The sequence below is a fragment of the Alkalitalea saponilacus genome, from assembly GCF_900168165.1.
In the GTDB taxonomy this organism is placed as follows: domain Bacteria; phylum Bacteroidota; class Bacteroidia; order Bacteroidales; family Marinilabiliaceae; genus Natronoflexus; species Natronoflexus saponilacus.
In genome coordinates, this window is the sequence record NZ_FUYV01000010.1 from 91,119 (window position 1) to 115,370 (window position 24,252).

At 39.9% G+C, this 24,252-nt stretch carries 26 protein-coding genes, 3 tRNA genes and 1 other RNA gene; 14 read left to right on the plus strand and 16 right to left on the minus strand.

What is annotated here, in order from left to right; all coding sequences use genetic code 11:
* Positions 1–16: 16 nt before the first annotated feature.
* The 3 genes from B5X70_RS09505 to B5X70_RS09515 all read right to left on the minus strand — a co-directional run bounded on the left by B5X70_RS09505 (position 17) and on the right by B5X70_RS09515 (position 2,318).
* Positions 17–424, minus strand: a complete 408-nt coding sequence (locus B5X70_RS09505; RefSeq protein ID WP_079557673.1) for a hypothetical protein — start codon at positions 422–424, stop codon at positions 17–19.
* Positions 425–712: 288 nt separating this feature from the next.
* A complete protein-coding gene (locus B5X70_RS09510) occupies positions 713–1,369 on the minus strand; it encodes a response regulator transcription factor (RefSeq protein ID WP_079557674.1) in 657 nt (218 codons plus the stop codon).
* Positions 1,359–2,318, minus strand: coding sequence for a sensor histidine kinase (locus B5X70_RS09515; RefSeq protein WP_079557675.1), 960 nt, complete (start codon positions 2,316–2,318; stop codon positions 1,359–1,361). Before B5X70_RS09515 ends, B5X70_RS09510 begins: the two co-directional genes overlap by 11 nt.
* Positions 2,319–2,451: 133 nt before the next feature.
* Here B5X70_RS09515 and B5X70_RS18065 point away from each other — a divergent pair, with 133 nt between their 5' ends.
* Positions 2,452–2,622, plus strand: coding sequence for a hypothetical protein (locus B5X70_RS18065; protein ID WP_157666460.1), 171 nt, complete (start codon positions 2,452–2,454; stop codon positions 2,620–2,622).
* 291 nt (positions 2,623–2,913) lie between these two features.
* Here the strand turns inward: B5X70_RS18065 and B5X70_RS09520 are convergent, their stop codons facing one another.
* Complete coding sequence (locus B5X70_RS09520; RefSeq protein WP_079557676.1) at positions 2,914–3,729, minus strand: tRNA threonylcarbamoyladenosine dehydratase; 816 nt, start codon at positions 3,727–3,729, stop codon at positions 2,914–2,916.
* Positions 3,730–4,039: 310 nt separating this feature from the next.
* Positions 4,040–5,047: a TlpA disulfide reductase family protein gene (locus B5X70_RS09525; RefSeq protein ID WP_079557677.1), complete on the minus strand. Its 1,008-nt coding sequence runs from the start codon at positions 5,045–5,047 to the stop codon at positions 4,040–4,042.
* A gap of 200 nt (positions 5,048–5,247) precedes the next feature.
* Here B5X70_RS09525 and B5X70_RS18515 point away from each other — a divergent pair, with 200 nt between their 5' ends.
* The 3 genes from B5X70_RS18515 (at position 5,248) to B5X70_RS09535 (ending at position 7,574) form a co-directional block, all read left to right on the plus strand.
* Positions 5,248–5,376, plus strand: a complete 129-nt coding sequence (locus B5X70_RS18515; RefSeq protein WP_262481304.1) for a hypothetical protein — start codon at positions 5,248–5,250, stop codon at positions 5,374–5,376.
* A 381-nt stretch (positions 5,377–5,757) separates the two neighbouring features.
* A complete protein-coding gene (gene gap, locus B5X70_RS09530) occupies positions 5,758–6,771 on the plus strand; it encodes a type I glyceraldehyde-3-phosphate dehydrogenase (RefSeq protein WP_079557678.1) in 1,014 nt (337 codons plus the stop codon).
* A 122-nt stretch (positions 6,772–6,893) separates the two neighbouring features.
* Complete coding sequence (locus tag B5X70_RS09535) at positions 6,894–7,574, plus strand: porin family protein (protein ID WP_079557679.1); 681 nt, start codon at positions 6,894–6,896, stop codon at positions 7,572–7,574.
* Between the two features lie 126 nt (positions 7,575–7,700).
* Here B5X70_RS09535 and B5X70_RS09540 read toward each other — a convergent pair whose 3' ends face one another.
* Positions 7,701–8,162, minus strand: coding sequence for a hypothetical protein (locus B5X70_RS09540; protein WP_079557680.1), 462 nt, complete (start codon positions 8,160–8,162; stop codon positions 7,701–7,703).
* Positions 8,163–8,454: 292 nt separating this feature from the next.
* On the opposite strand from B5X70_RS09540, the gene B5X70_RS09545 reads away from it, so the two are divergent.
* Positions 8,455–10,719, plus strand: a complete 2,265-nt coding sequence (locus tag B5X70_RS09545) for an aconitate hydratase (protein ID WP_079557681.1) — start codon at positions 8,455–8,457, stop codon at positions 10,717–10,719.
* Positions 10,720–10,856: 137 nt separating this feature from the next.
* On the opposite strand, the gene B5X70_RS09550 is transcribed toward B5X70_RS09545, so the two are convergent.
* Together B5X70_RS09550 and B5X70_RS18520 are read right to left on the minus strand one after the other, a co-directional pair.
* On the minus strand, positions 10,857–11,921 hold the full coding sequence (locus tag B5X70_RS09550) for a radical SAM protein (protein WP_079557682.1): 1,065 nt from the start codon (positions 11,919–11,921) through the stop codon (positions 10,857–10,859).
* A 319-nt stretch (positions 11,922–12,240) separates the two neighbouring features.
* Positions 12,241–12,375, minus strand: a complete 135-nt coding sequence (locus B5X70_RS18520) for a hypothetical protein (protein WP_262481305.1) — start codon at positions 12,373–12,375, stop codon at positions 12,241–12,243.
* 205 nt (positions 12,376–12,580) lie between these two features.
* On the opposite strand from B5X70_RS18520, the gene B5X70_RS09555 reads away from it, so the two are divergent.
* On the plus strand, positions 12,581–13,057 hold the full coding sequence (locus B5X70_RS09555) for a Dps family protein (RefSeq protein ID WP_079557717.1): 477 nt from the start codon (positions 12,581–12,583) through the stop codon (positions 13,055–13,057).
* 192 nt (positions 13,058–13,249) lie between these two features.
* Here B5X70_RS09555 and B5X70_RS09560 read toward each other — a convergent pair whose 3' ends face one another.
* Positions 13,250–14,410, minus strand: a complete 1,161-nt coding sequence (locus B5X70_RS09560; RefSeq protein ID WP_157666459.1) for a BamA/TamA family outer membrane protein — start codon at positions 14,408–14,410, stop codon at positions 13,250–13,252.
* A gap of 126 nt (positions 14,411–14,536) precedes the next feature.
* On the opposite strand from B5X70_RS09560, the gene B5X70_RS09565 reads away from it, so the two are divergent.
* The 3 genes from B5X70_RS09565 (at position 14,537) to B5X70_RS09575 (ending at position 16,772) form a co-directional block, all read left to right on the plus strand.
* The gene (locus B5X70_RS09565) at positions 14,537–15,076 is read left to right on the plus strand and encodes an IS1096 element passenger TnpR family protein (RefSeq protein ID WP_079557684.1); all 540 of its coding nucleotides are present in this window, start codon (positions 14,537–14,539) and stop codon (positions 15,074–15,076) included.
* A 217-nt stretch (positions 15,077–15,293) separates the two neighbouring features.
* The gene (gene miaA, locus B5X70_RS09570; RefSeq protein ID WP_079557685.1) at positions 15,294–16,199 is read left to right on the plus strand and encodes a tRNA (adenosine(37)-N6)-dimethylallyltransferase MiaA; all 906 of its coding nucleotides are present in this window, start codon (positions 15,294–15,296) and stop codon (positions 16,197–16,199) included.
* A 123-nt stretch (positions 16,200–16,322) separates the two neighbouring features.
* Complete coding sequence (locus tag B5X70_RS09575; protein ID WP_079557686.1) at positions 16,323–16,772, plus strand: NUDIX domain-containing protein; 450 nt, start codon at positions 16,323–16,325, stop codon at positions 16,770–16,772.
* On the opposite strand, the gene B5X70_RS09580 is transcribed toward B5X70_RS09575, so the two are convergent.
* The 3 genes from B5X70_RS09580 to B5X70_RS09590 are packed head-to-tail and all read right to left on the minus strand — an operon-like array spanning position 16,743 to position 18,987.
* A complete protein-coding gene (locus B5X70_RS09580; RefSeq protein WP_079557687.1) occupies positions 16,743–17,471 on the minus strand; it encodes a class I SAM-dependent methyltransferase in 729 nt (242 codons plus the stop codon). The genes B5X70_RS09575 and B5X70_RS09580 overlap by 30 nt on opposite strands.
* A 3-nt stretch (positions 17,472–17,474) precedes the next feature.
* The gene (locus B5X70_RS09585; protein WP_079557688.1) at positions 17,475–18,455 is read right to left on the minus strand and encodes a glycosyltransferase family 2 protein; all 981 of its coding nucleotides are present in this window, start codon (positions 18,453–18,455) and stop codon (positions 17,475–17,477) included.
* Complete coding sequence (locus B5X70_RS09590) at positions 18,445–18,987, minus strand: DUF4199 domain-containing protein (RefSeq protein WP_079557689.1); 543 nt, start codon at positions 18,985–18,987, stop codon at positions 18,445–18,447. The genes B5X70_RS09585 and B5X70_RS09590 overlap by 11 nt, the downstream gene beginning before the upstream one ends.
* Before the next feature lie 376 nt (positions 18,988–19,363).
* Between B5X70_RS09590 and ffs the strand changes: the two genes are divergently transcribed.
* From ffs to B5X70_RS09615, 5 genes are all read left to right on the plus strand, one after another.
* An RNA gene (ffs, locus tag B5X70_RS09595) (signal recognition particle sRNA small type) lies at positions 19,364–19,457 on the plus strand.
* 7 nt (positions 19,458–19,464) lie between these two features.
* Positions 19,465–19,538 (plus strand) — tRNA-Thr (locus tag B5X70_RS09600).
* Positions 19,539–19,584: 46 nt separating this feature from the next.
* Positions 19,585–19,670, plus strand: a tRNA-Tyr gene (locus B5X70_RS09605).
* 5 nt (positions 19,671–19,675) lie between these two features.
* Positions 19,676–19,748, plus strand: a tRNA-Gly gene (locus B5X70_RS09610).
* Positions 19,749–20,330: 582 nt separating this feature from the next.
* The gene (locus B5X70_RS09615; RefSeq protein ID WP_079557690.1) at positions 20,331–20,924 is read left to right on the plus strand and encodes a YqgE/AlgH family protein; all 594 of its coding nucleotides are present in this window, start codon (positions 20,331–20,333) and stop codon (positions 20,922–20,924) included.
* On the opposite strand, the gene B5X70_RS09620 is transcribed toward B5X70_RS09615, so the two are convergent.
* Genes B5X70_RS09620 through B5X70_RS09635 form a run of 4 tightly spaced genes read right to left on the minus strand, consistent with a single transcriptional unit; the run spans position 20,925 to position 24,216 of the window.
* Entirely contained in the window at positions 20,925–21,779 is an 855-nt protein-coding gene (locus B5X70_RS09620) for an aminotransferase class IV (protein ID WP_079557691.1), read from the minus strand.
* Between the two features lie 8 nt (positions 21,780–21,787).
* Positions 21,788–22,405: a rhomboid family intramembrane serine protease gene (locus tag B5X70_RS09625; protein WP_232468385.1), complete on the minus strand. Its 618-nt coding sequence runs from the start codon at positions 22,403–22,405 to the stop codon at positions 21,788–21,790.
* Positions 22,405–23,412: a DNA polymerase III subunit delta gene (gene holA / locus B5X70_RS09630; RefSeq protein ID WP_079557693.1), complete on the minus strand. Its 1,008-nt coding sequence runs from the start codon at positions 23,410–23,412 to the stop codon at positions 22,405–22,407. The genes B5X70_RS09625 and holA overlap by 1 nt, the downstream gene beginning before the upstream one ends.
* A 27-nt stretch (positions 23,413–23,439) precedes the next feature.
* A complete protein-coding gene (locus tag B5X70_RS09635; protein ID WP_079557718.1) occupies positions 23,440–24,216 on the minus strand; it encodes an AMP nucleosidase in 777 nt (258 codons plus the stop codon).
* Positions 24,217–24,252 lie beyond the last annotated feature (36 nt).

A 24,252-nucleotide genomic window follows, 5' to 3' on the forward strand; every position in this document is an offset into this window, starting at 1 on the left:
ACCTTTCCTCTTCTTCCTAATTCTGACATATGGCCGGTTCATAAGTTGCGAACTCAGAATGAAATGAACTCATTTCATTTAGTTCTTCCGCAGACTCGTAATCAAAAACGGGAAGGCATCGTATTTTAAGTAGTTCAAGATTTATTCTTAAATCATTTCCTACCGATTTATAAATGTGAAATCCTTTATTCACGAAAGTATTTATGGTTGGAGTTTGCAGTGATGAAATGATTGCTTTAGTCACACCATCGCCTTTTAGCTCTTCCAAAATCTCTTCATAAGAAGCTGAAAGCCCCTTTGATTTATACCAGGTAACCAGATTGTCCCTGATATCAAAAATGCAAATTGCACCGGATGTTTCAAAATTTTCGGCAATGGTGTACCTGTTGCGTGAGCAGTCAATTACGGGAATAAAAACTTTCATATAGGTTAATGTTAAATTGTTGCTGATTGGTTTATGCAGATTCCTCTTAGAAGTGAAATCATATCAACAACACAAGGCCAAATTTCATGCCGGGTTATAAGTGGTTGTTAGTCAGGTGTGATGTGGTGCGATGTGTGTATACAAATGCTACAATACTGTAGCATTTATACACAAAAGTTGTGGGTGATTCCTTGATGTGCTGTAGGCTGCACTTTACCCGACAAATATTTGCGGCTGTTAGAATTTATGTTTCTATGGCATTATCAGAAATACTCGTAAAACACCTGGTTATATTTCAATTAGCTGGTTTTTAATGGCATATACCACGAGGCTGGCTGTGTTTTTGCATTCTGTTTTCAACAGGATATTTGCTCGGTGCTTTTCAACGGTTCTTTTACTTATAAATAGCTTTTCGGCTATTTCGTTGTTGGAGAGTCCCTGGCATATCTCTATCAAAATTTCCAATTCTCTGCCGGAGAGCTCTTCTTCGGTTGTATTATGATGTTCTTTTAGTTTCTGGGTAAGTATCAGATTTCTAAGGAGCTCATGTGAGAAGTAATTTCCACCGTCGGCAACGGTGGAAATGGCTGTTCTGACCTCCTGTATGTCGCTATCCTTTAGAATGAACCCATTAACACCACATTGTACCATTTTGGTGTAATACTCCTGGTCATCATACATTGAGAGAGTTATTATTTTTAACTGCGGATTGATTTCCAGTGCCTTGCGAGTGGCTTCTATGCCATCCATTTCGGGCATGGCAATGTCCATCAGAACTACGTCAGGCATGTTATCCTGAAGTTTTTCAATAAACTCTTTACCATTAAATGCTTTGCCTGCTACCTCCATTTCAGGCATGGAGTTTAGGAGCATGGCCAGTCCGTTTAAAAACAGGGTGTGGTCATCTACCAAAAAAACCTTTATTTTTTCTCTCTCATTTTTCATTTACAGGAATTGTAATGATTACATAAACTCCTTTGTTTTTATTTGAAAAGACCTCCATTGTTCCATGATTTGATTTAATGCGACTGAACATATTGAAGTATCCGGAGCCTGAATCTTTTTTGTCTGCAAACAGGTTTTGAGTATCAAATCCAACGCCGTTGTCTTTGTATTTTAGTTCAATGCATTTGTTTTTAATCTGGAAATCAATATCTACTTTAGTGGCTTCGGAGTGTTTAATGGTGTTGTTCACAAGTTCACACACCGACCGGTAAACAAGAATCTCAATACTTTCTGAAAATCTTGTGTCAAGTGCGTTGGTTTTAAATGCTACTTTTAGGCCTTTGCTTTGATTTACTTTGTTTATGAAGTTTCGGATGGCTTTGGCCACACCAAAGTTCTTAAGCATATGCGGACTCAGATTGTTTGATATTTCCTGCACGCTTTTAATGGCTTCGCCAATGGCCATGTTGGTGTTTTTTATAACCGAGAGGTTGGAGTCGTTTGTCTCATTTGCTGCCAGTGAACTGATGGACATTTTTATGGTTGACAACAAAGGTCCCAATCCATCGTGAATTTCAGTGGCAAAGCGACGGCGCTCGCGCTCTTCGGCCTGGATGATGGCATTGAGCAATGCTTTTTCCTGATTACGTGTTTGCATCTCAACTTCTTTCATATACTGGAAGATTTTCTGAATAAGAAATACTCCTCCGGCAAAAAACAGACTGGTGATGGCACCCAGCCAAATATAAAAGAGTCTGTATGTTTGCGGTTCAACATCGGCAATAAATGGCAGTAACTCAGCCAGCCTTTGCACAGCCATAAAAATAAAACCAAATGAAATCAAAATCCAGGAGAGGTTGTATTTGGTGACCCTGGTCAGTTTTACAGCAACGGCAGCTGCAAAAAACTGCAAAACGATGGTGATTGCAAGAGTGATTAGTAATGCCATGCATTTGGATTTTACACAAATCTACAAAATTATGCAATCAGAAACCCATGGCCGTATCGAAATTTGAACTGATGCGTCGTAACAATTAGATTGAAATGTCAGTATAAGGGTTTATAATGTTTAGTCCCTCACGATGAAAGCTTTTATAAAACTAATATTTCGCCTGTTTATTCTTCTTTTCCTGATAGCAGGATGTAGTGTTTTTAAACCATGTCCATGCCGCTTTAGTGAAATTGAGAGCGAGAACTCCCTTTATGAAGTAGGTAAATTCGATATGGCTCAGATTGTTCCTGAAAAAGAGTAGTTTTCCTTCCATATCAGGTATATAGCAGGAAACCGCAAGTCTAACAGTTTCTCGAAGAATTCCTTAACTACCCAACTAACAACCTTCAACTCTCAACTCCTTAACCTCTAACATAGAACCTTGAACAACTATAAACCATCAACCTTGAACCTTTCCCGCAATGCGGGTACCGATACTCGGCATTCTGTTTCACTTCAACTCCGCTGCACTGCGAAACATTGAACCTAAAACATTGAACAACCATAAACCCTAAACCATCAACCCTGAACCATAAACTTTGAACTTAAAACATTAAACCTCAACCTTTTCAACCCGATGATAAATATCCTGAACAACCAATCCGGCAATGGTAAATCCAAAAATTGAAGTGATATGCGCCGCTGTGCCATTGATGACAGCTTTTTTACTACACCATTCGTGATTCGCCAGTTCCGGGTCGCCCGGAGCTACAACTGCTTTGGGACATAAACAGGCAGTGGTTCCACAACTGGAACCTTCTCCTGAATTTTCAAGTAACTCGTCACTGTAAACGCACAAGAACTTCTTAGCCGGAAGGTCGCCTTTGCGAATCATTTTTCTGACCCTGGAGCCGAGTGGACAGCCTTTTACATCCCAAAATTCGGCCACTTTTATTCGGGTAGGGTCAATTTTTAATGAAGCGCCCATGGATGAAAACAGCATGGCATCTGTCCTGGTTGCCATTCTTATCAGGTGAATTTTACTGCCCAGACTGTCGATGGCATCAATGATGTAATCGTATTTTTCAAGTTCAAAGAAGTCGTGGTTGTCCTGATTATATATTTTTTGAATGGCAGTGATGTTTGCTTTCGGGTTAATTTCCAACAGCCGTTTTTTTAATACTTCTGTTTTTACCTCACCAACGGTTCTGGATGTGGCATGCAATTGCCGGTTAATATTAGTTACACAAACGCGGTCAGAATCCACTATGGTAAGATGATGAATGCCTGTCCTGACTAAACTCTCAGCACACCAGCTTCCAACTCCTCCAATTCCGAAAATAATAACTCTTTTATTTGCGATTGCCTCCATGCGCTCCTTACCCATGAGCAATTCTGTACGCTGAAATATCCCCTTTTCTATCCCCATTTAACCTAAAAATATTTAATCAGAAAAACTGTGCAAAAATCGGAATGTCAATTGATAATACAAACAGTTTTCACAATTTTTAGGAATATTCCTGAAACGAGACCCAAGACTTCAGGACGAGTTCTCCCGAGACTTCGGGAGCAACTAAAAAACAAATTATAAAGACACGAAATGAACGAAGAGAGTGGCATTCCGCGAAGCGGAACAATCAACTTTCAACTCAAAACCATCAACTCAAAACCATCAACTCAAAACTTTTTACCATGAACCCAAAACAAAAAACAGATGCAAGGAGGTTTAGAAAGTCAGATTATTGGATTTCGACACTCAACACATCTTTCAGGAAATCAATCAACTCTTCCCCTTTAAGGTTTTGAGCAATGATGTTGCCTTCGGGGTCAAGCAGGAAGTTGGAAGGCAGCGCTCTTACCCCAAAAAGAGCAGCAGGTTCGCTGGCCCAGAATTTTAAATCTGAAATGTTAGTCCATTTCAGATGGTCATCTTCAATGGCATTTACCCAGGCATCGAAATCTCTGTCAAGAGAAACACCCAGGATGTCGAATCCTTTTTCGTGAAACATATCATGAGCTTTAACCAGATTTGGATTTTCGCGCCTGCAAAATACACACCACGAAGCCCAAAATTCAACCAGTAAATAGTTGCCATTCAATTTGTCGTAGAGGAATATTTCTTCTCCTTCAGGGGTTTTTGCCGAAAAATTTGGTGCTTTTTTACCAATGGCCACATCCTCATAAATACTTAAAAGACGCTGCATGATTTTTACATACTGTGTTTCATGGAGTGAAGTATCAAGTAATTCAATGTTGGCTCTTAGTTCCTCCGGAGTTAAGCGGAACGAGAAAAACCGATATAAGGCATAAGCCGATACCAGCGATTTTGGATGCTCTTTGATATACTCACGGATGTTCACATTTTCCAATTCTCTGTAAGCAACAAACTGGTCGTGAAGTGAGGAGCCATCAACTTTGGATTCACGATGATTGCTCTCAGGGTCGAGGGTTACATGAATTTCTCCTTTCTCAAGAAAAACGAGAAAGGAACGACCCTCTTTTTCGGTTGCAAGACCGTATATTTCGGGTAATTCAATGACAGGTTTAAAAGAAAAACGGCCATCAATGATTTCAACAGAATCGATGGTTCTGAAAATTCTGTCGTCAAATCTCTGCAAATAAACAGTTCCTGAATTTATGCTGACAACGTCCCCGCTGAGAATAAGTTCAGGCTGATTTGTTTTACATCCGTAAAACAAAAACACAATAAGTGGAGTAATTAACACGTTTATTAAAAATGTTTTCATATTTTTTTCATGTTGTTTTTACTTGATAAATAAAGGGTTTCAATTAATTAATACAAATAATGAGCCTCTTTTGTTTTAAAAAAAATGTAACCAAGATATTTTATTTTACGTTATAGAATCATCCAAAGTGAAATAAACCTGAGATTTTTATTGTCTGAACGAACCATTTACACTAATTTTATACCATAAAAAACTAAGTTATGAAGAAAATTGCGTCTGTTGCTGTTGTTCTGTTGCTGGTTGCATTGGCTTTCTCGTCGTGCAGAAGTAGTTGGGATTGCCCGGCTTACGGTCAGGTTATCGAAACAGAAGCTCCCGCTAAAGCCTGATATTTTTACTTATTGGTAAATATCAATAACGCGTAGGTTTTATAGTTTATAACCTGTGAGGAGTTTATTATACGGGATTAAAGAAATTACGAAGTAATTCTTTGAGCAAAAGGAAATCAACGATTTCCTTTTTTTTATGTTTACTCCTTTGTTCTGAAAATAATCGTCCTCTATATCTATTTTTTCATCATCCTTACTGCCTGTTAACCTAACCATCTAAATTTAACTTCATTTCACATTTCATCCAGAGAATCAGTCAGGTGATTGCTTGAATGTTTAGTAATCATTTTGTATTTTTGTACCTCCAAAAACAGAAAAAGCTTCTTTAAACTTTTTTGTCAAGCGCTTTTACTTGTAATAATCACTTAAAACAGAAATAAAATGTCAAAAATTAAAATTGGTATCAACGGTTTTGGCCGTATTGGCCGTTTGGTGTTCCGCGCCGCTCAGAATTTCGACAATGTAGAGATTGTAGGTATCAACGACTTGGTTGATGTTGACTACATGGCTTACATGCTTAAGTACGATTCTACTCATGGCCGTTTCGACGGTACTGTTGAAGTAAAAGACGGTAAATTGGTTGTTAACGGAAATTCAATCCGTGTAACTGCTGAAAGAAATCCAGCTGACTTGAAGTGGAGTGATATTGGTGCAGAATATATTGTTGAGTCAACCGGTTTATTCCTTACTAAGGAATCTGCTGAAGGACATATTAAGGCAGGTGCTAAAAAAGTAGTCATGTCAGCTCCTTCTAAAGATGACACGCCTATGTTTGTTTGCGGTGTAAACCTTGACAAATATACCAAGGATATGAATTTTGTTTCTAACGCTTCATGTACTACCAACTGTTTGGCTCCTATTGCAAAAGTGTTGAACGATAAGTTTGGTATTGTTGAAGGTTTGATGACTACTGTTCACGCTACCACTGCTACTCAGAAAACTGTTGACGGTCCTTCTATGAAAGACTGGAGAGGCGGACGCGGAGCAGGACAAAACATTATTCCTTCTTCTACAGGAGCTGCTAAAGCTGTAGGTAAAGTTATTCCAGCTTTGAATGGAAAACTTACAGGTATGGCTTTCCGTGTACCAACTCCTAACGTATCTGTAGTTGACCTTACTTGCCGTCTGGAAAAAGGAGCTTCTTATGCTGACATTTGCGCTGCTATGAAAGCTGCTTCTGAAGGCGAATTGAAAGGTGTTCTTGGATATACCGAAGAGGCTGTTGTTTCTAACGACTTCCTTGGTGAAGTTAAAACTTCTGTTTTCGACGCTGATGCCGGTATCTCATTGAACGACAACTTTGTGAAAGTTGTTAGCTGGTATGACAACGAAATGGGTTATTCAACAAAAGTTGTTGAATTGATTCAGCACATGAATAAAGTTGACAAAGCTTAATTTATAAAGCTTTTTCCATATTTCACAGAGAGGGGTAATTAACAATTACCCCTCTTTTTTTTGTTTTTTTCATAATTAGTTGCGAATTTGTCGATATTGTATCTTTAACTAAAACTTAGATTATGAAAAAAACCGTAGTTAGTTTTCTTACACTCACTCTCATGTTTGTAGGAACAGTTACATCCTTTGCACAGGTGAACTTTGGTGCAACTGCTGGTGTAAACATTGCAAATATCTCTTCTGATGAGGATGATTTTGACATGGACTCGAGAACCGGCTTGTTTATCGGTGTGTATGGAGAAATGTTCTTAACTGATCGGCTTTCTTTTCAACCCGGCCTTATATACTCCATGAAGGGAGCAAAGGCATCAGAATCCTTTATGGATGACGACTTTAATGATGATTTCGACGACTTCTTTGATGACTTCTTCGATGATTTTTTTGGTATGGAAGCCGATGTAACATTGAAACTTGACTATCTTGACATTCCTTTGATGTTTAATTATTATGTGTCTGAAGGCTTTTATATTCAGGCCGGCCCCCAGATAAGTTTATTACTCTCCGCGAAATATGAGTATGAATTCTCAGTGATGGGTTTCTCTGAATCGGAAACAGAAGATGTGAAAGATGAATTTAAAGGATTAGATTTGAGTTTTGGTATTGGTGCCGGTTATAAACTGGACTTCGGACTTGGCTTTTTTGCAAGGTATAACATGGGTTTGATGGATATTAATGATTTTGATGGAGATGATTTTAAATTGAAGAACAATGTTCTTCAAATTGGATTGACTTATTCTTTCTAGAATATTGCAATAAGTTACTATAAAGGAGGCAGTATCAATTTTGATACTGCCTCCTCTGATATTGTAAAAACTTTCAGGATAGTATTCAAAGGAAGTGTTTATAAGATATATTTGCCGTTTTATTCTCTATTCTTTCACTTCAAGACCTAACAAGTCGCTTAGTTTAATCAACTCTTCTTCTGCATCCTCTTTTTCCTTGAACCTGCAAATGGCTTGGCCTTTTTTATTGTCTTCATTATAAAGAAATATTCTGAAGTCCGAATTTTTAACCTCAATTGAACGGTTACTCATGCTATAAACTCTATAAACTAGTTTTGTGTTTGAGAGGCCAATCTTCATTTTTGGACTTACATATTGCCAGTTGCCCAATCTGATAAAACCGAATAAGTTATTGGAGAATCGTATTTTGAAGTTATCAATGTCAATGGAGGCACCGGTGTTGGAGAACGCCATAAAACTCCCCAATACAATAAGTATTGCTCCCGAAAAAGATTGATATATGGTAGCAACTCCTACAGCAATTAAAAAGTAACCAGCAACAGCACCTGCTGGTCCAAAACTCTTGTCCAGATTGTAATGTAGTTTCATATTTCCCTGACTCTATTTTAAAATTACGAAATGAAAACCTAATTCTCAAGAGAATTTCATCATTTTCATGACAGATAATGAATGGATTCAACACATAAGCCATGGTTGTTGTTTATAATTCGCTATTTTATAGGCGGATAGTGTGAGGTTTGCCGGTGTTGTTAAATAGTGAATGTAATAAAGCCGAGAATGCAGTAAACAATGTAATCCGATGGGTTGTTATTCTGTAGCTGGATTATTTTGCTTATTTTTGAGCAACAAACTTTGAACTGACAAAAATCACTTTTTTATTATGGCTTTTGACATTGATATGATTCGAGGGGTGTATGCCCGTTACGAAAAAAAAGTTGAGGAGACCAGAAAGCTCCTTAACAGACCGCTTACGTTAACTGAAAAGATTCTCTATACGCATCTTTCCGGCGAAATGCCTGAGAGTGCTTTCGAGCGAGGAAAGTCTTACGTGGACTTTGCTCCCGACCGTGTAGCTATGCAGGATGCAACAGCTCAAATGGCTTTGTTGCAATTTATGCAAGCAGGAAGAGATAAGGCGGCTGTCCCTTCTACTGTTCATTGCGACCACCTCATTTTGGCTAAAGATGGTGCTTTGGCGGACTTAAAAGGTGCGTTAAACATGAATAAGGAGGTGTTTGATTTCCTTTCGTCCGTATCCAATAAGTATGGCATTGGGTTCTGGAAGCCGGGTGCAGGAATCATACATCAGGTAGTTCTGGAGAATTATGCCTTCCCCGGTGGGATGATGATAGGAACCGATTCACATACTGTTAATGCTGGTGGATTGGGGATGGTTGCCATTGGAGTTGGTGGTGCCGATGCTGTTGATGTAATGGCCGGTATGCCCTGGGAACTAAAGTTCCCAAAATTGATTGGCGTTAAATTAACCGGAAAATTGAATGGGTGGACATCTGCTAAGGATGTTATTCTGAAAGTGGCTGGAATCTTAACTGTTAAAGGAGGTACAGGATGCATTCTTGAGTATTTTGGTGAAGGTGCTAAAAGCTTGTCTGCCACAGGAAAAGGAACCATTTGTAATATGGGCGCTGAAATTGGTGCAACCACATCCACTTTTGGTTACGATGAGAGCATGGCCGAATATCTAAGAGGAACCGAGCGTGCCGATGTTGCTGAACTTGCCAACCAGGTGAAAGAACATCTTACCGGTGATGATGAGGTGTATGCCAATCCTGAGAAATATTTCGATCAGGTGATCGAAATCAATTTATCTGAACTAGAGCCTCATATTAACGGCCCTTTTACCCCCGATAGAGCGACTCCTCTTTCTCAGTTTGCAGAAGAGGTTAAGAAGAATAACTGGCCAAAAGATTTAGAAGTTGGTTTGATTGGGTCATGTACCAACTCCTCCTATGAAGATATTTCGCGGGCTGCCTCTGTTGCACGTCAGGCTGTTGATAAAAAGCTTAAGACTAAAGCCGAATTTACCATCACTCCCGGTTCGGAAAAGGTCAGATATACAGTGGAAAGAGATGGGTTCTTAAACGACTTTGACAAAATTGGAGGTGTGGTGTTGGCGAATGCCTGTGGCCCTTGTATTGGCCAATGGGCTCGTCATACCAACGACCCCAACCGACCCAATTCAATTATTACTTCTTTTAACAGAAACTTTGCCAAGCGCAATGATGGTAATCCCAATACGCATGCATTTGTGGCATCTCCCGAAATTGTAACAGCCTTTGCCATTGCCGGTGATTTGACTTTTAATCCCATGACTGATGCGTTGGTTAACGAAAATGGAGAGCATGTTAAACTGGATGAACCAACAGGTATCCAAATGCCACCAAAGGGCTTTGATGTGAAGGATGCAGGTTACCAGGCTCCTGCCAAAGATGGCAGCAGCATTGAAGTGGTCGTAGATCCAAAATCAGAAAGATTGCAGCTTTTGAGTCCCTTCGAGCAATGGGATGGAAACAATATAACAGGACTAAAGCTTCTTATTAAAGCCAAAGGAAAGTGTACCACCGATCATATATCAATGGCTGGTCCCTGGTTGCGCTTCCGGGGACACCTCGATAATATTTCCAATAATATGCTGACGGGTGCCATCAACTTTTTTAATGATAAATCGGATAGTGTAAAAAATCAGCTAACCGGAGAGTATGGTGGAGTCCCTCAGGTGCAAAGAGATTATAAAGCCAATGGAATCGGAAGCATTGTAGTGGGCGACCATAACTATGGTGAAGGCTCATCACGCGAACATGCGGCCATGGAACCCCGTCATCTGGGAGTCCGCGTTGTTTTGGTGAAAAGCTTTGCCCGGATACACGAAACCAACCTGAAAAAACAGGGAATGTTGGCCTTGACATTCGAGAATGAAGCAGACTACGATAAAATTCAGGAAGATGATACCATCAGCCTGATTGATCTGGAGTCTTTTGCTCCGGATAAGCCTGTGACCATAGAACTGCTTCATGCCGACGGTTCAAAGGATTTTATCAAGGCGGTTCATACATACAATCAGCAGCAGATTGAGTGGTTCAGAGCCGGTTCTGCTCTGAATTTGATAAAATTACAGAACGTCTAAGAGAGTTCTGTAATTATGTTTAATTAGACCCATTTTATAACAAAGGTCGCTAAAGCTTATTAACTGGTTTGTAAAGACTTTAAGTCTTTGATCCCATTCCACATATTCTTAGCGACCTTTGTTGGTATAAATATAACTCATCCTCCTTGCAAAACCACATTGGTTAAGCCTGCTTTTTGAGCTGCGGCAATTGCCTCAGTGTACTCTTCTCTTGTTATTCTTCTGCTGATCTCTGGAAATTGATTGGCCTTGAAAACCGGGGTGTATTGTGACATCAGGTTGATGTATGTCTCTTTTGGAAGATTCTCTCCAATCCAATGCAAGACTTTATCGGTGCGTGCTGCATTATTAGGCATTACCAAATGCCGTACCATCAAACCTCTGTGCATAAGGCCTGTGGCTGGATCGGGTTTGGCGACTCCTGTTTGCCTTTGCATTTCCAAAAAGGCTTTTTGAGTTGTTTCCGGATAACACACTGCCCCGGGTGAGAATCTGTCGGAGGCCTGAGAATCAAAATATTTAAAATCGGCCAGATAAATATCTACAATGCCGTCGAGAAGCCTCAGCACTTCAAGTTTTTCCCATCCGCAAGTGTTGTAAACAATTGGCAGACGCAAACCCTTACCTGCTGCTATATCAACCGCTTCAACTATATGTGGAACATAGTGTGACGGAGTAACAAGGTTTACATTATGGCAGCCCATCTCTTGTAGTCGCAACATGGAATTTGCAAGAAAATCGACCGATTGCCGACGGCCGCGCCCTTTTTGACTGATATCGTAATTAATGCAAAAAACACATAACAAAGAGCAGTTGGTAAAGAAAATGGTGCCGGAGCCATTCTGACCCACCAGTTCCCTTTCTTCTCCAAAGTGAGGTGTTACTGAGGATATCTCGAGATTCGAGTTGGCATTGCAGTCACCTCTTCTGCCTCTGAAACGTTCTGTTTCACACTCGCGCGGACAAAGGGTACAGCGACGCATCATTTGATTAAGAATGGCCACACGCTTTCGCAATTCGCCTTTTCTATGCAAATCAATGTATGTGGGAGTAAAATTTATGGTGGCTCCACTCCTTGCATCGTTTCTTTTCATAGAACTAACTCCTCCATAAATGTCAGCCGGCATCAGCATCAGTGAACCCAACCCCATACCTGCAAGCCTGACAAAATTCCTCCTGTCTAAATTGCTTCTACATCTCATCTTCTATCGTTTTATATGACCCATCCACTAATATAATGCAAAACAGAATGCCTGTCAATTCATTGACCCATTTTTGAAATGTGAAATCTAATCTTAAAAAGATTGTAGTTCTAAACTCCATATACTCAAATTACTTTTTGAAAAGCTTATGACTTATGAGACAAACCCTAAACAGGAAGTCCATATAAATTTCTTAGTGCACTCTGTGTCTGCTTTGTTCTCTTTGTGGTTACAACCTTATGAGCCTTATGTGGTTTAAATTGCACACCTACGGCGTGCTTTTTTCTATGAAACATTCTGATCTATCAATCTTTGCCACCTATGGCGGCATCTCATTTATTCCGTAGTACGGAATTCCATTCAATACATTCAGCATATTCCATTTCACGGAACAAGGTTGCACTTCGCTTCCGGTTTCCGGTCTGCGATTTCCTGCCTCCTGTTCACCCTCCAACTATAAGCTCTCAGATCTTCCTTCCCCCGTTAATTATAGTTAAACGGTATGGCATATAAATTAAGCTTATTTGATAATCCCCTTCAAAAATTCTATATTTGAGGTAGAGAATAACAAAAGAATTCCACAGACGTGCATGTACGTCAATTATAAAATCGACATTGGTTTTACATGCGAAACCGGTCAAACTAATTTTAATATCATCATGAAAAAAATAAGTGAACTTTTAGGATTAAAAGCAAACGAAGCAGCTCAATTGGGTGAAAAACTAAATGAGCTATTGGCTAACTACCAGATGTTTTACCAAAACCTGAGAGGTTTTCACTGGAACATTAAAGGTGAAAAATTCTTTGAATTGCATGCCAAATTTGAAGAGTTGTACGACGATGCGGTAATGAAAGTTGATGAAATCGCTGAGCGCATCCTTACATTAGGTGTGACTCCCTATCATACTTTTACCGATTACTTGAAAGTTAGTTCAATTAAAGAGGCAAAGAACCTTTCTGATGGGGTGGCCACCACCGAGGCTACACTGGAAAATCTATCCACTCTTATCAAACTGGAAAGAGATATTCTACCTTTAGCCCAAGAGGCCGGTGATGAGGGAACACTTACCTTGTTAACCGACTACATTACGCAACAGGAAAAAGTTGTTTGGATGTTGGCTTCTTCTTTAAAATAGAGCTATAACTGAATTCATGAAAAAGCGTGAAAGTTTTAACTTTCACGCTTTTTTTATACCGTGGCAGATATGAAATCTTTGTAACTGTTTGGCTTTAGTTTCTAAAATATAAAATAGATGCGTCAAAAGGGTTCAGGACTATGAGTTTTTTTAGCGTCTCTGCGTTTATCTGGTGGCAGAGCGTTGTCCAGGCTAAAAAGCTTCTCTCAACGAAATGTACATTCCATGATGTCCATCAGATGAGAATCCAACATCAAATCGAATGTTTAGTGGTTCATCCGGCAAAATTCTGAACCTTAAACCACCGCCGGCAGAGATTATACCATCTTCAAAATCCACCTTGAATGAATTCTCTACAACTCCTGCTTCTGCAAAAACAACAAAGCCAAATCGCCACCATAGTGGGTTTCGGAACTCCCCGCGAACAAGCTGAATGCTGTTGTCGATAATCCTGCGTGAGTGGCCGGTTCCCCGCAACCGGTCGGTGCCTCCAAGATTGGGAAGTGAAAAAAACGGGACATCTCCTGTAGCGTTTTCAGTGAAATATTGAAATGCGAAGGTCGATTTACCTTTATTTGTGTAGTACCTCACATCTGTTAACCATTTATTGAAATCAAAATCGGAGCCTAACATCTGATGATGAAATATTCCTGATGTGGTTATGAGCCATCCTTGCCGGGGAAACAACACATGGTCGCGCGAATCAAAAAGAATTGACGGACCTGTACCTGCGATGAACCCTCCTTTCAGTCCGGTTACCTCCGGAAATTCTGTTTGCCAGTTGTTGTTCTGATTTAATATGGAAGTAATTATCCCGGTATGAAAATACCGGGTTAATTGTCTGTGAATTTGAGCTTCCCACGTTATCCGGCGCAATTTGAATTCAATGTTCTGGAATAAGGATTCTGTAGAATGTGCATCCCAATATCTGTCATATAGACTCAAATAGCTGAATTTTGAATGTATTTGCCAGTTTTCAGAAAAAAACCACTCCAAATCACTCTTAACTTCAAACATTTTTTTTGTGGATACCTGCAAGGATGCCGATAGTGTGTTTATTCTCGTTTGATTTTGATGGATGCTGAATTCATCCATCCAACTGAGGACCGGCATAATGCCTGCTTCAAGTCCTGTTCTTTGGGAATATCCGCCCGATGGATAAAAAACCAGTACATAATTCTCCTTCTCAAAGGTGAGATAATCCAAAAGTTTTTCACCAAATTGTATTAGGCTGTTTTGATGATAGATAGAGTCTTCCTGTGCCGTGTTAGGAGGTTGAGCATTGATGTTTGCTTTTAAAAAAAGCAAACAGATTGCTGACAGTAAGAGCAAATTAATCCGGCGAATGCTCATTCTTTTAAAAATTTGAAACCATAATGTGTTTATTGCGTTATGCATTAATAAAAACGCAATAGAGCAACGATTTTTTCGCATATTTAATGCAATAATAGTAATTTTGATCTACTCAAAACTAACTTTATGATCTATTTTTTCAGAGCCATAAGCAACGAATCTGATGATTTTATTTTAGATATAGCCATTGACAGTAAATCATCCTTCTTAGATTTGCATCAGTTCATTCAGCAAAAGCTTAATTTTGATCCGGCCCAAATGACCTCCTTTTTTCTTACTGACGAGAATTGGAATAAGGAGCAGGAAATTACACTGATTGACATGATGGAGGAGGAGGGAACGATTCTGGTAATGGATAAGGTTCGACTTGAGGATCTGATTACCGATACAAAACAAAGAGTTTTATATGCCTTTGATTTGTTTGCCGAACGAGTATTGTTTATGGAGTTGACTAATATCGACGGTGGCAACCTTAAAGAACCTGTCTGCACTCGCATGGAAGGAACTCCTCCGCCACAGTTTTCCAAAGAAGGCTTTAATTTTGATGATGCTCTGGAAGCTGATGCCTTTTTGTCTGACGACGACATGGACGATATCATCAGGGAGGGAGGAGATTTTCCAGAGGATTTATCGGACGAAGATTTCGATCCGGATGAATTTTACTAGTGTAAAGTCAATCATAAATAATGGGTTAGAATAGTATGTTTAGCGGTTCCCCTTGGTGGTTAGGGGGGAGCGAGGGAGGTAATTCAGATTTGATTCGAAACTAGGACATAAATTGCATGTTTGCATTTCGTTTTACGAAAATTGTAAAGGCATTAAACTCAATAAATCTAAAACTCTGAATGTTTTATAATCTGTTTAAAATGAGTAAAGGGTAATTATGTCAAAGTTGATGGTGGTTTTAACCGGTCCTACCGGAATTGGAAAAACCAAGGTTTGTATAGAGTTGGCAGAGCGATATAGAAGTGAAATCATTTCCGCAGACTCCCGTCAGATTTTCAGAGAAATTCCAATAGGAACAGCTGCACCTGGGAAAGAGGAGCAGGCTCTTGTTCCGCATCACCTGATAGGATTTAAGTCGATATTTGATTATTATAACGCTTTCGAATTTGAGCAGGATGCATTAAAAATTGTGATGGAGCTTTTTAAAAAGCACCACGTGCTTTTTATGGTGGGAGGCTCCATGATGTACATTGATGCTTTTTGTAATGGTATTGATGAGTTGCCTACTGTTGATCCCGAATTACGACAGGAGTTGCAGGAAAAGCTCAATACCGAAGGCATTGAGTCTATCAGGCAGCAATTGAAAATTTTGGATCCTGATTTTTACCAACAGGTTGACCTTAAAAACCCCAAAAGGGTGGTTCATGCAGTTGAAATTTGCCTTATGACCGGTAAACCTTACTCTTCATTACGTACTGCTCCAAAAAAGAAGCGTCCGTTTTCAATTTTGAAAATTGGCTTAAATATGGAGCGAGCAGAGCTTTACAACCGCATAAATTCACGTGTGTTGCAAATGGTAGATGAAGGTTTGCTTAAGGAGGTCGAAGCGTTGATTGAGCACCAGCATTTGAACGCTCTGAATACCGTAGGATATAAAGAGCTTTTTGCTTCGTTTAACGGAGAGTACTCTACCGAAAAAGCCATAGAACTGATACAACGCAATTCGCGACACTACGCAAAGAAGCAACTCTCGTGGTTCCGGCGCGATGCAGAAATGCAATGGTTTCATCCGGGTGAAATCAATGAAATTGCCAGGTTGATTGATAAGAATCTCTCCCTTTGAAAAAAATGTGTTTTGGTTCTTAAAAAGAATTATATTTGTATTGAAGCCGATGCCGGATAATTATTAATCTTTCTTACGGTTTACAAACAAAATCCCCGGCATCGGCTTTTTAACTCTGTTTTCGTGAAGCAGCAATTTACAATACGTGTTTATGGTATCTGCATTCGTAATGGGAATGTACTGTTGTCTGATGAGATTTTTAAAGACATCAGGATGACCAAGTTTCCGGGAGGTGGACTCAAATTTGGAGAGGGAACCAAAGCTTGTTTGCAGCGGGAAATCAATGAGGAATTCGGCCTTGAGGCCGAAATTCTTGAACACTTTTATACAACAGATTATTTTCAACCGGCAAAATTTTTTGAAAACACCCAGCTTATCAGTATCTACTATAAAATGGAAATACCCGGATTGCCGAAATTGCCGATTTGCTCCGAGCCTTTTGTTGCTGACAATGAATTACCCCAAATATTGAGATGGATGCCTCTGAAAGATTTGGATAAAAACCACCTGACCTTTGCCATTGACCAAAAGGTGGCCGGATATTTAACAGGTAACGTGAGCAACCAAATGTAATGACTGCTGACGGAGTGGACTACCGTCGAAACCCCCATAATACTTTGCTGTTAAAAAACCAGCTTCGTTAAGCAACTTGTTTAATAGTTCCTGGCGGAGTGGATATAGCGGAACACTATTAATGATGGTGCTTTTGGTCTCCTTTATTGTCAAAATGGTTTTGAAATTAATCAGTTCATCCTGTTCGCGGAGTTCGTATCTGCGGTCGAATTTAATATAATCGTTTTCAATTAACGGGAGGCTTTCAATGCCAAAATCAAGAATGTAGTCATAATTGATAATTTGAAGAATGAGATTCCCTCCCGGCTTCAAAACCTGAATACACTGATTGAAAAAGGAGAGCATGTCTTTGGGTTTCTGAAGATGCACAAGGGTGTTCCCAATGCAACTGATGGCGTCCAGTGAAAATGATTCTACAATTGAACCGGTTTTCAACATGTCTCCCTGAATGTATTCAATATTGGAGCACGATGAGCTCTTTTTTCTGGCTACATTAAGCAATTCTTCGTCCAGATCAATTCCAGTGACCTTATTTGTATTGGCAGCCATGCCAATGCAAAGATTGCCTGTTGCACATCCTATTTCAGCAATGTGTTTGCCTGCGAATCCATTTACGGCATTTTCAATAAACTTAACCTGTGCCGGCGAACCGGGGAAAATATGGTCGTACCACTTTGCTATACTTTGATAAAACTGCATCTTTTAATCCGATGTTTTTTGTTTAATTTGATATTCATTTCTGTCCGGTCGCATTCTGCTTACAAGTTCAGCAATAAACCCGGTCATGAACAGTTGTGTTCCCAGAATCATACAAGTAAGGCTGATGTAAAAGTAAGGACTATCAGTCACTCTTGGTGCCTCCACGTTGAAATAAACAAACCAGAGTTTTCTTATCCCAAGCCAAAGAGCAGAGAAGAATCCCACCGTAAAAGTCAGTGTTCCAAGACTTCCGAACAGATGCATGGGCCGGTCGCCAAATTTTGAGATAAACATTACCGATAACAAATCCAGAAAACCCTTAATAAATCGCTCTATTCCAAATTTGGTAACTCCATATTTCCTCTCCCGGTGCATTACTACCTTTTCCCCAATTCTTGAAAAACCCGCTCTTTTAGCGAGTATAGGAATGTATCGATGCATTTCGCCATAAACTTCGATATTTTTAATCACGTTGCCATGGTATGCTTTGAGTCCGCAATTAAAATCATGCAGTTTAATGCCGGATACCATTCGCGCAGTGTAGTTAAATAATTTACTGGGGATGGTCTTTCCCAATGGATCGTAGCGCTTTTTCTTCCATCCGCTTACCAGCTGGTAATCATTCTCTTTTATTAATTTGTAGAGTTCGGGTATTTCATCTGGATTATCCTGAAGGTCGGCATCCATGGTGATTACCACTTCTCCGGCTGCTTCTCTGAAACCGCAGTTGAGTGCGGCCGATTTTCCATAGTTTCGACGAAAAGAGATGCCCTTTAGATGGCTGTAGTCTTTTGTCAACTCCTGAATGACCGCCCAAGAGCGATCACTGCTTCCATCATCAATTAAAATAATTTCGAAGGCATCTACCAATGATTTACAAACGCGGTCTACCCATTCAACCAGCTCTGGCAATGACTCCTCCTCATTAAAAAGCGGAACAACTACTGAAAGTTCTTTTGAAAATTTGATTTCGTTATTGTACATCTTGCATTGCTTCTTGAAAAGGATCGCCCTTACGTTTTATAAAAATGGAGGTGATTAAACCCACGATAAATCCTTTAAATATTCCATCAATGATTGAAGAAATGAAAAGAACCCACGGATTTGCATTCATTTCAAGGCTGTCGCGCATTTTTTCTACATAGGATTCGGAAAATCCTGTGGCAAGCATTGCCTCTTCGGAGTGTGCTATGAAAACATCTTTTAATCCCGGATCAAAAACCTGTAGCATTAAGAAATAAAAGAAACCCGTAATGATTCCTGAGTACATTGAGATTCTCACTCCAAACCCCAGGCATTTTCCGTAACTGATGTGTCCACCCAAAACCTGATCACGATATTTTTGAGTAAATACCGAAATCAGCACAGCAAAAATAACCCAGTTGAGCATTAAAAAGGGAGAGACGAAAAGCCCGCCACCCAAATATATGATTATAAGCAAAGCAGTTTGCGCGGCTCCAAGTTTGGCTCCACTGGATAAAATGAATTGCGTTTTATTTAGTTTATTTTCAGTCATAGGTAATTTAAAACGATGTTATGATGAAATGCAATATTTGACCTTTCTAGTTTAATTACATTCGCTAAAATACACATTTAAGCCGATTATTTAATGTCATTGAAGTTACTTTTTAAAAAGCGATTTCAGGGGAATTGATTTCTTAAACCCTGAAAACATTCAGTTCCTACTTCTTCTTTGATTCAAATAAGTGGGAATAAAAAGCATTGAGAAAACTTTTGCGAACTAATTCTCGGATTTTTGTCTAGCCAGGGATCGTTTTTTTGTCCCTATAAATTGTTGACTTCTCGTAACATCCGTTTAAGGGATGAAAAAAAGCGAAAAAAAAAGTGTCAAAGTCCTTGCCATAATAGTAATATTTTCTACTTTTGTCGCCGGGTAAGTCCTGTACGACCAGCTCCTGCTGAACTCCCCCAGGGCCTGACGGCAGCAAGGGTAGGCGGTCGAAGCGGTGCGATGCAGGTAGCTTACCCACCTGCCAATGTAGCTCAGTTGGCCAGAGCAGCTGATTTGTAATCAGCGGGTCGGGGGTTCGAATCCCTCCATTGGCTCAGAAAATAACAAGACAATGGTTTTGTTTTAATTAAAAGATTGTTTGGGGGGATACCAAAGTGGCCAACTGGGGCAGACTGTAACTCTGTTGTCTTACGACTTCGGAGGTTCGAATCCTCCTCCCCCCACCAACAATGCGGGAATAGCTCAGTTGATAGAGCATTAGCCTTCCAAGCTAAGGGTCGCGGGTTTGAGTCCCGTTTCCCGCTCAATTAAAGCCTGATAGTTTTAACTATCAGGCTTTTTTTGAATCAATCCTAAAAGTTTGGAGATTAGGGGATCACATCCTAAGTCTGGATCTAAGTATAGATTTTACAAAATCTATAGAGGAAGATCGGATCATATCAAAAAAATGGTTTTCGCCCATCTCTCTTATTCTTAATTAATTCTGTTAAAATGTCAATTTGTTATTGCCATTTCTATTTATCTCTTGTAAATTGAAAATATATATCAAATAGTTAAACAATTATGAGGTGTTGTTTCTTTAACATACAAGGTGTCACTGTAAGTAATCAGATGCAAAAATACCTGATGTTTTAATGACTGATAGTTCTCTAGTGTTGCTTTTTAAATGGTGGAGATGGTGTTGATTTATAATCACGCATCTGTTTTTATTGCTTTAACTTCCGGAATGTTAAAATGTAAGGAGCTCTAATTATTAAAAATATTGAAAACATTTTTGATAGATACATATTTTTTCTATCTTAAATGTATGAACCGATTCCTTGAAGGTCAGGGCGAAGATATTTGGGTTTCAAACTGAAAGTAAGGATAACAAAAGAAGGAGAAAGATGAGGAATATAGACTTAAATATTTTTCAGGCAACCCATTCAAAACTGCATCCCGAAAAAGGTCGCATTCTGATTGCTGAACCTTTTTTGCAAGGTCCCTATTTTGCGCGTTCAATTATTCTCATAACCGAACACAGCGAGGAGGGGACTGTTGGATTTGTTATCAATAAATCTACAGATGTATATCCCGATGAGGTCATTGACGATCTGTTTAATTTCAGCGGCGAGTTGTTTATAGGAGGCCCTGTTTCCTCAAATACACTGCATTATCTTCACACTTTGGGAGATCTTGTACCGGGTTCCATAAAAATTACCCCTTCCATATATTGGGGAGGTGATTTTGAGCAAATTAAAAAGTTAATTAATAAGGGAATGGCCACAAACGAGTCGGTGAGGTTTTTTGCCGGCTATTCAGGATGGTCTCCCGGACAACTTGAGCATGAAATTTCGGAGAAGTCATGGATTGTATCTACTCTGGAAGACAAGCAAATTATGGTGTCCGATACGTCCAATATCTGGAAAGAAACTATGGAAAACCTGGGTGATGTTTACCGCACCTGGTCCAATTTTCCTTCCAATCCTGCTTTTAACTAATCATTTGAGATTCCCTGAAATGCTTTTGTAGAGTAGTAGAGCTGTTCTTGTGTAGTAACGTCGCTCTCTGAATCCTGCAACCCACCTTATCCCGTTAATCGAATTGGTGAGAAACAGTTCATCGGCATCCAAGAGTTCATCCTCTGTGGCTCCTGTTGTCTGAATGGACTTTATTTTGTTGGCCTCTGCCGCATCCAGAACTTGTTTCCTGAAAATTCCTTCCACGCAACCCGATGATATTAACGGCGTGAAAAGCACCCCATTTTTCACCCAAAAAAGATTGGAACTGATGGATTCAATGATTTTCCCGCTTCCATTGATGATGAGCGAATCGTCAGTCCCTTTCTCTTTGTTGTAAATGCCTGCCAGAATATAAACATGGCACCCAATGGTTTTAAACGCGGAAACAGGGGAGGGGAGTTTTGGAAAATCCCTGTACAGATCAATAAAAATCCCCTTTTCGGCGAATTGATACCCGGTTTGCTTCATGTCTGCAGCCTCAATTATCCATGATGCTGTAAGGTTTTCCGGCGTGTATAACCCACCGTCTTTTCTGAAAACTGTAATTCGTATGCGGCTGTCGTAAAACAACCTGTTTTTTACCACCAGGTTTTGGATGGAAGACTTTAATTCTGATGATGATGGAAAGCCTTTCAGCGAGAATTTCAGCACGCTCATGGCCTGAATTAATCGGCTGTAGTGATGGCTCCAAAACAGTGGTTCTCCTTTTTGAAACCGTACGGTTTCAAAAAGTCCGTCTCCATATCGAAATGCACGATTTTGTGAAGTAAACAGTGGTGTATCCAATAATTGAAGAACACCATTCACCACCAGATATTTTTTTTCTGCTTTCATTTACAAGATTACCTAAAAGAGGTCAACTGCTCAATAAAGTGGAGAAACAGTTTTGGCTCGTAGAACAGTGGGAATATAAAACCGTACACGGCTCCCCAAAAGTGAGCATCATGTCCAATGTTATCTACCTGTTTTCTGGCCATGTGCGCAGAGTACCAAAGGTACAGCACGCCAAAAATAATGCCTGGAATTCTGATGAATCCAAACAGATAAACCGGATTGTAGGGGTCGAAAAATATGGCGGCAAAAACGATGGCCGAAACGGCTCCCGAAGCTCCTACAGCATTGTAATTTGGGTTGTCTTTATGCTTAATCAGCGAGTAGAAACTGGAAAATGCCAGTGCCGAAAAGAACAGTATCAAAAACCGGACTTCAGTCATTCCCGGGAGAAAATGGTCAAAGTAGAACAGAACAGCTGTTCCAAATGACCAAAGCACGAACATATTGATGAACAGATGAATCCAGTCACCATGCAGAAAACCGTGAGAAAATAGTCGCAGATACTGTTTGCGGTGTACAATGCTCCACGCATTAAACTGGAATCTCGACATTAATTCAGGCCTGTTAAAAGCCAGAAAACTGACAATACAAATTACAACAATTAGAATGATATGAACTGAAAGCATTAATGTAATATTTTATAAATCATTTCCTTTAATAAATCTTCATGCGAGGTGTTGGTGTTGCCAAATCCCTTTGATTTCATGTCATATTCCCTTAATATGGAGATGATTTGTGCCACTTTTACACCGGAATAGTTTCTGGCTCCGTTTTGGTAGTCGGTTACGAAAAACGGGTTGATCTTCAGCTCCGAAGCCACCACCTGTTTGCTTTTGTCCTTAAGATAATGATAGGCCAGAAGTTTCTGGAAATAGTTGAAAAGGATGGCGGTAATGGCCGGAACCGGATAGTCTTTAGGGTTGGCTCCAAAGGCTTTGATGATGCGATTGGCTCTGGAAACATCTTTAGAAATAATGGCTTTTTGAAGCTCAAAAGGGTTATACTCTTTACTGATGCCGATGTTTTTGGCCACATGGTCGGAGGTGATGTGGGTATTTCCCGGCCCCATGGCCACGATGAGCTTATCGGCAGCTTGAACAACCTTCTCCAGTTCCAGCCCCAAAAATTCGATGAGCATAACCGAAGCTTTCGGTTCAATGGTAAGTCCCCGCTCCTTCAGATAGCTGTTAACCCATTGTCCCATTTGATTGTCGTAAAGCTTAGCCGATTCAAATACCACTATGGACTTGTTTTTCTTAATGGCCGCAGCAAGTTTAGAGCGGCCGTCAAGCTTTTTGTACTTATAGTTTAGAACCAGCACTGTTGAGCTTAAAGGTGCTTTTACATAGCTTTCCAGGGTGTCAATTTTATCAAGATGCTGAGCCTCCCGCACGATGATAACCTGACGGGGTGAACCCATGGGGAATCGCCTTGCAGTGTGTATGAGGTTAACTACATCCGTGTCTTTCCCGTAAACTACGGTTTCATTAAAAGCCTTTTCTTCCTCTTTTAATGCGTGTTTTTGAATGGTTTCCGATATTTTGTCAATAAAGAAAGGCTCTTCTCCATGCAAAAGATACATCGGTGCAAAATCCTCGTTCTTTATTTTGTTGATTAATTCTTCAAACTTCATAAGATGTTATATGCGGTGTCTGCCGTTTTAACTGTCAAACTTCAGATGTTTTACCGATCTCCCGTTATTGATGATTTCCTGAAGAGCTTCAACTCCGATTTTTATGTGGTCATCTACAAAATCGCGCGTTACCATTTGGTCACTTTCAGCGGTTTTAATTCCTGTTGAGATCATCGGCTGATCGGATACCAGCAACAAAGCTCCGGAAGGAATGGAATTAGCAAAACCTACAGTAAAAATGGTGGCAGTTTCCATGTCAATGGCTAATGCCCGCGTTTTTGTTAGATACTTCTTAAAACGCTGGTCGTATTCCCACACTCTTTTGTTGGTGGTGAATACAGTTCCGGTGAAGTAATCCCGTCCTTTATCGCGGATGGCTGAAGATACTGCTCTTTGAAGACTAAACGCCGGTAGAGCAGGAACTTCCGGTGGCAGATAATCATCAGATGTACCATCGCTGCGTATGGCAGCGATTGGGAGAATCAGATCTCCTAATTTGTTTATATTTTTAAGCCCTCCGCATTTTCCTAAAAAAAGTACTGCTTTGGGATCAATGGCACTCAACAGATCCATGATGGTTGCAGCATTGGGACTTCCCATTCCAAAATTAATGATGGTTATGCCATTGGCACTGGCGTTTGGCATGTTATGGCCTTCTCCGAGAATGGGAACATCATACCATTTGGAGAAACGTTCAACATAGTTCGAGAAGTTTGTTAGTAAAATATAGTCGGTAAACTGATCCAGCGGCCTTCCGGTATAACGGGGAAGCCAATTATCCACAATTTCTTTTTTTGTTCTCATATATTTTCGTTTTTTCGAAACTCCTTTTGCAAAACT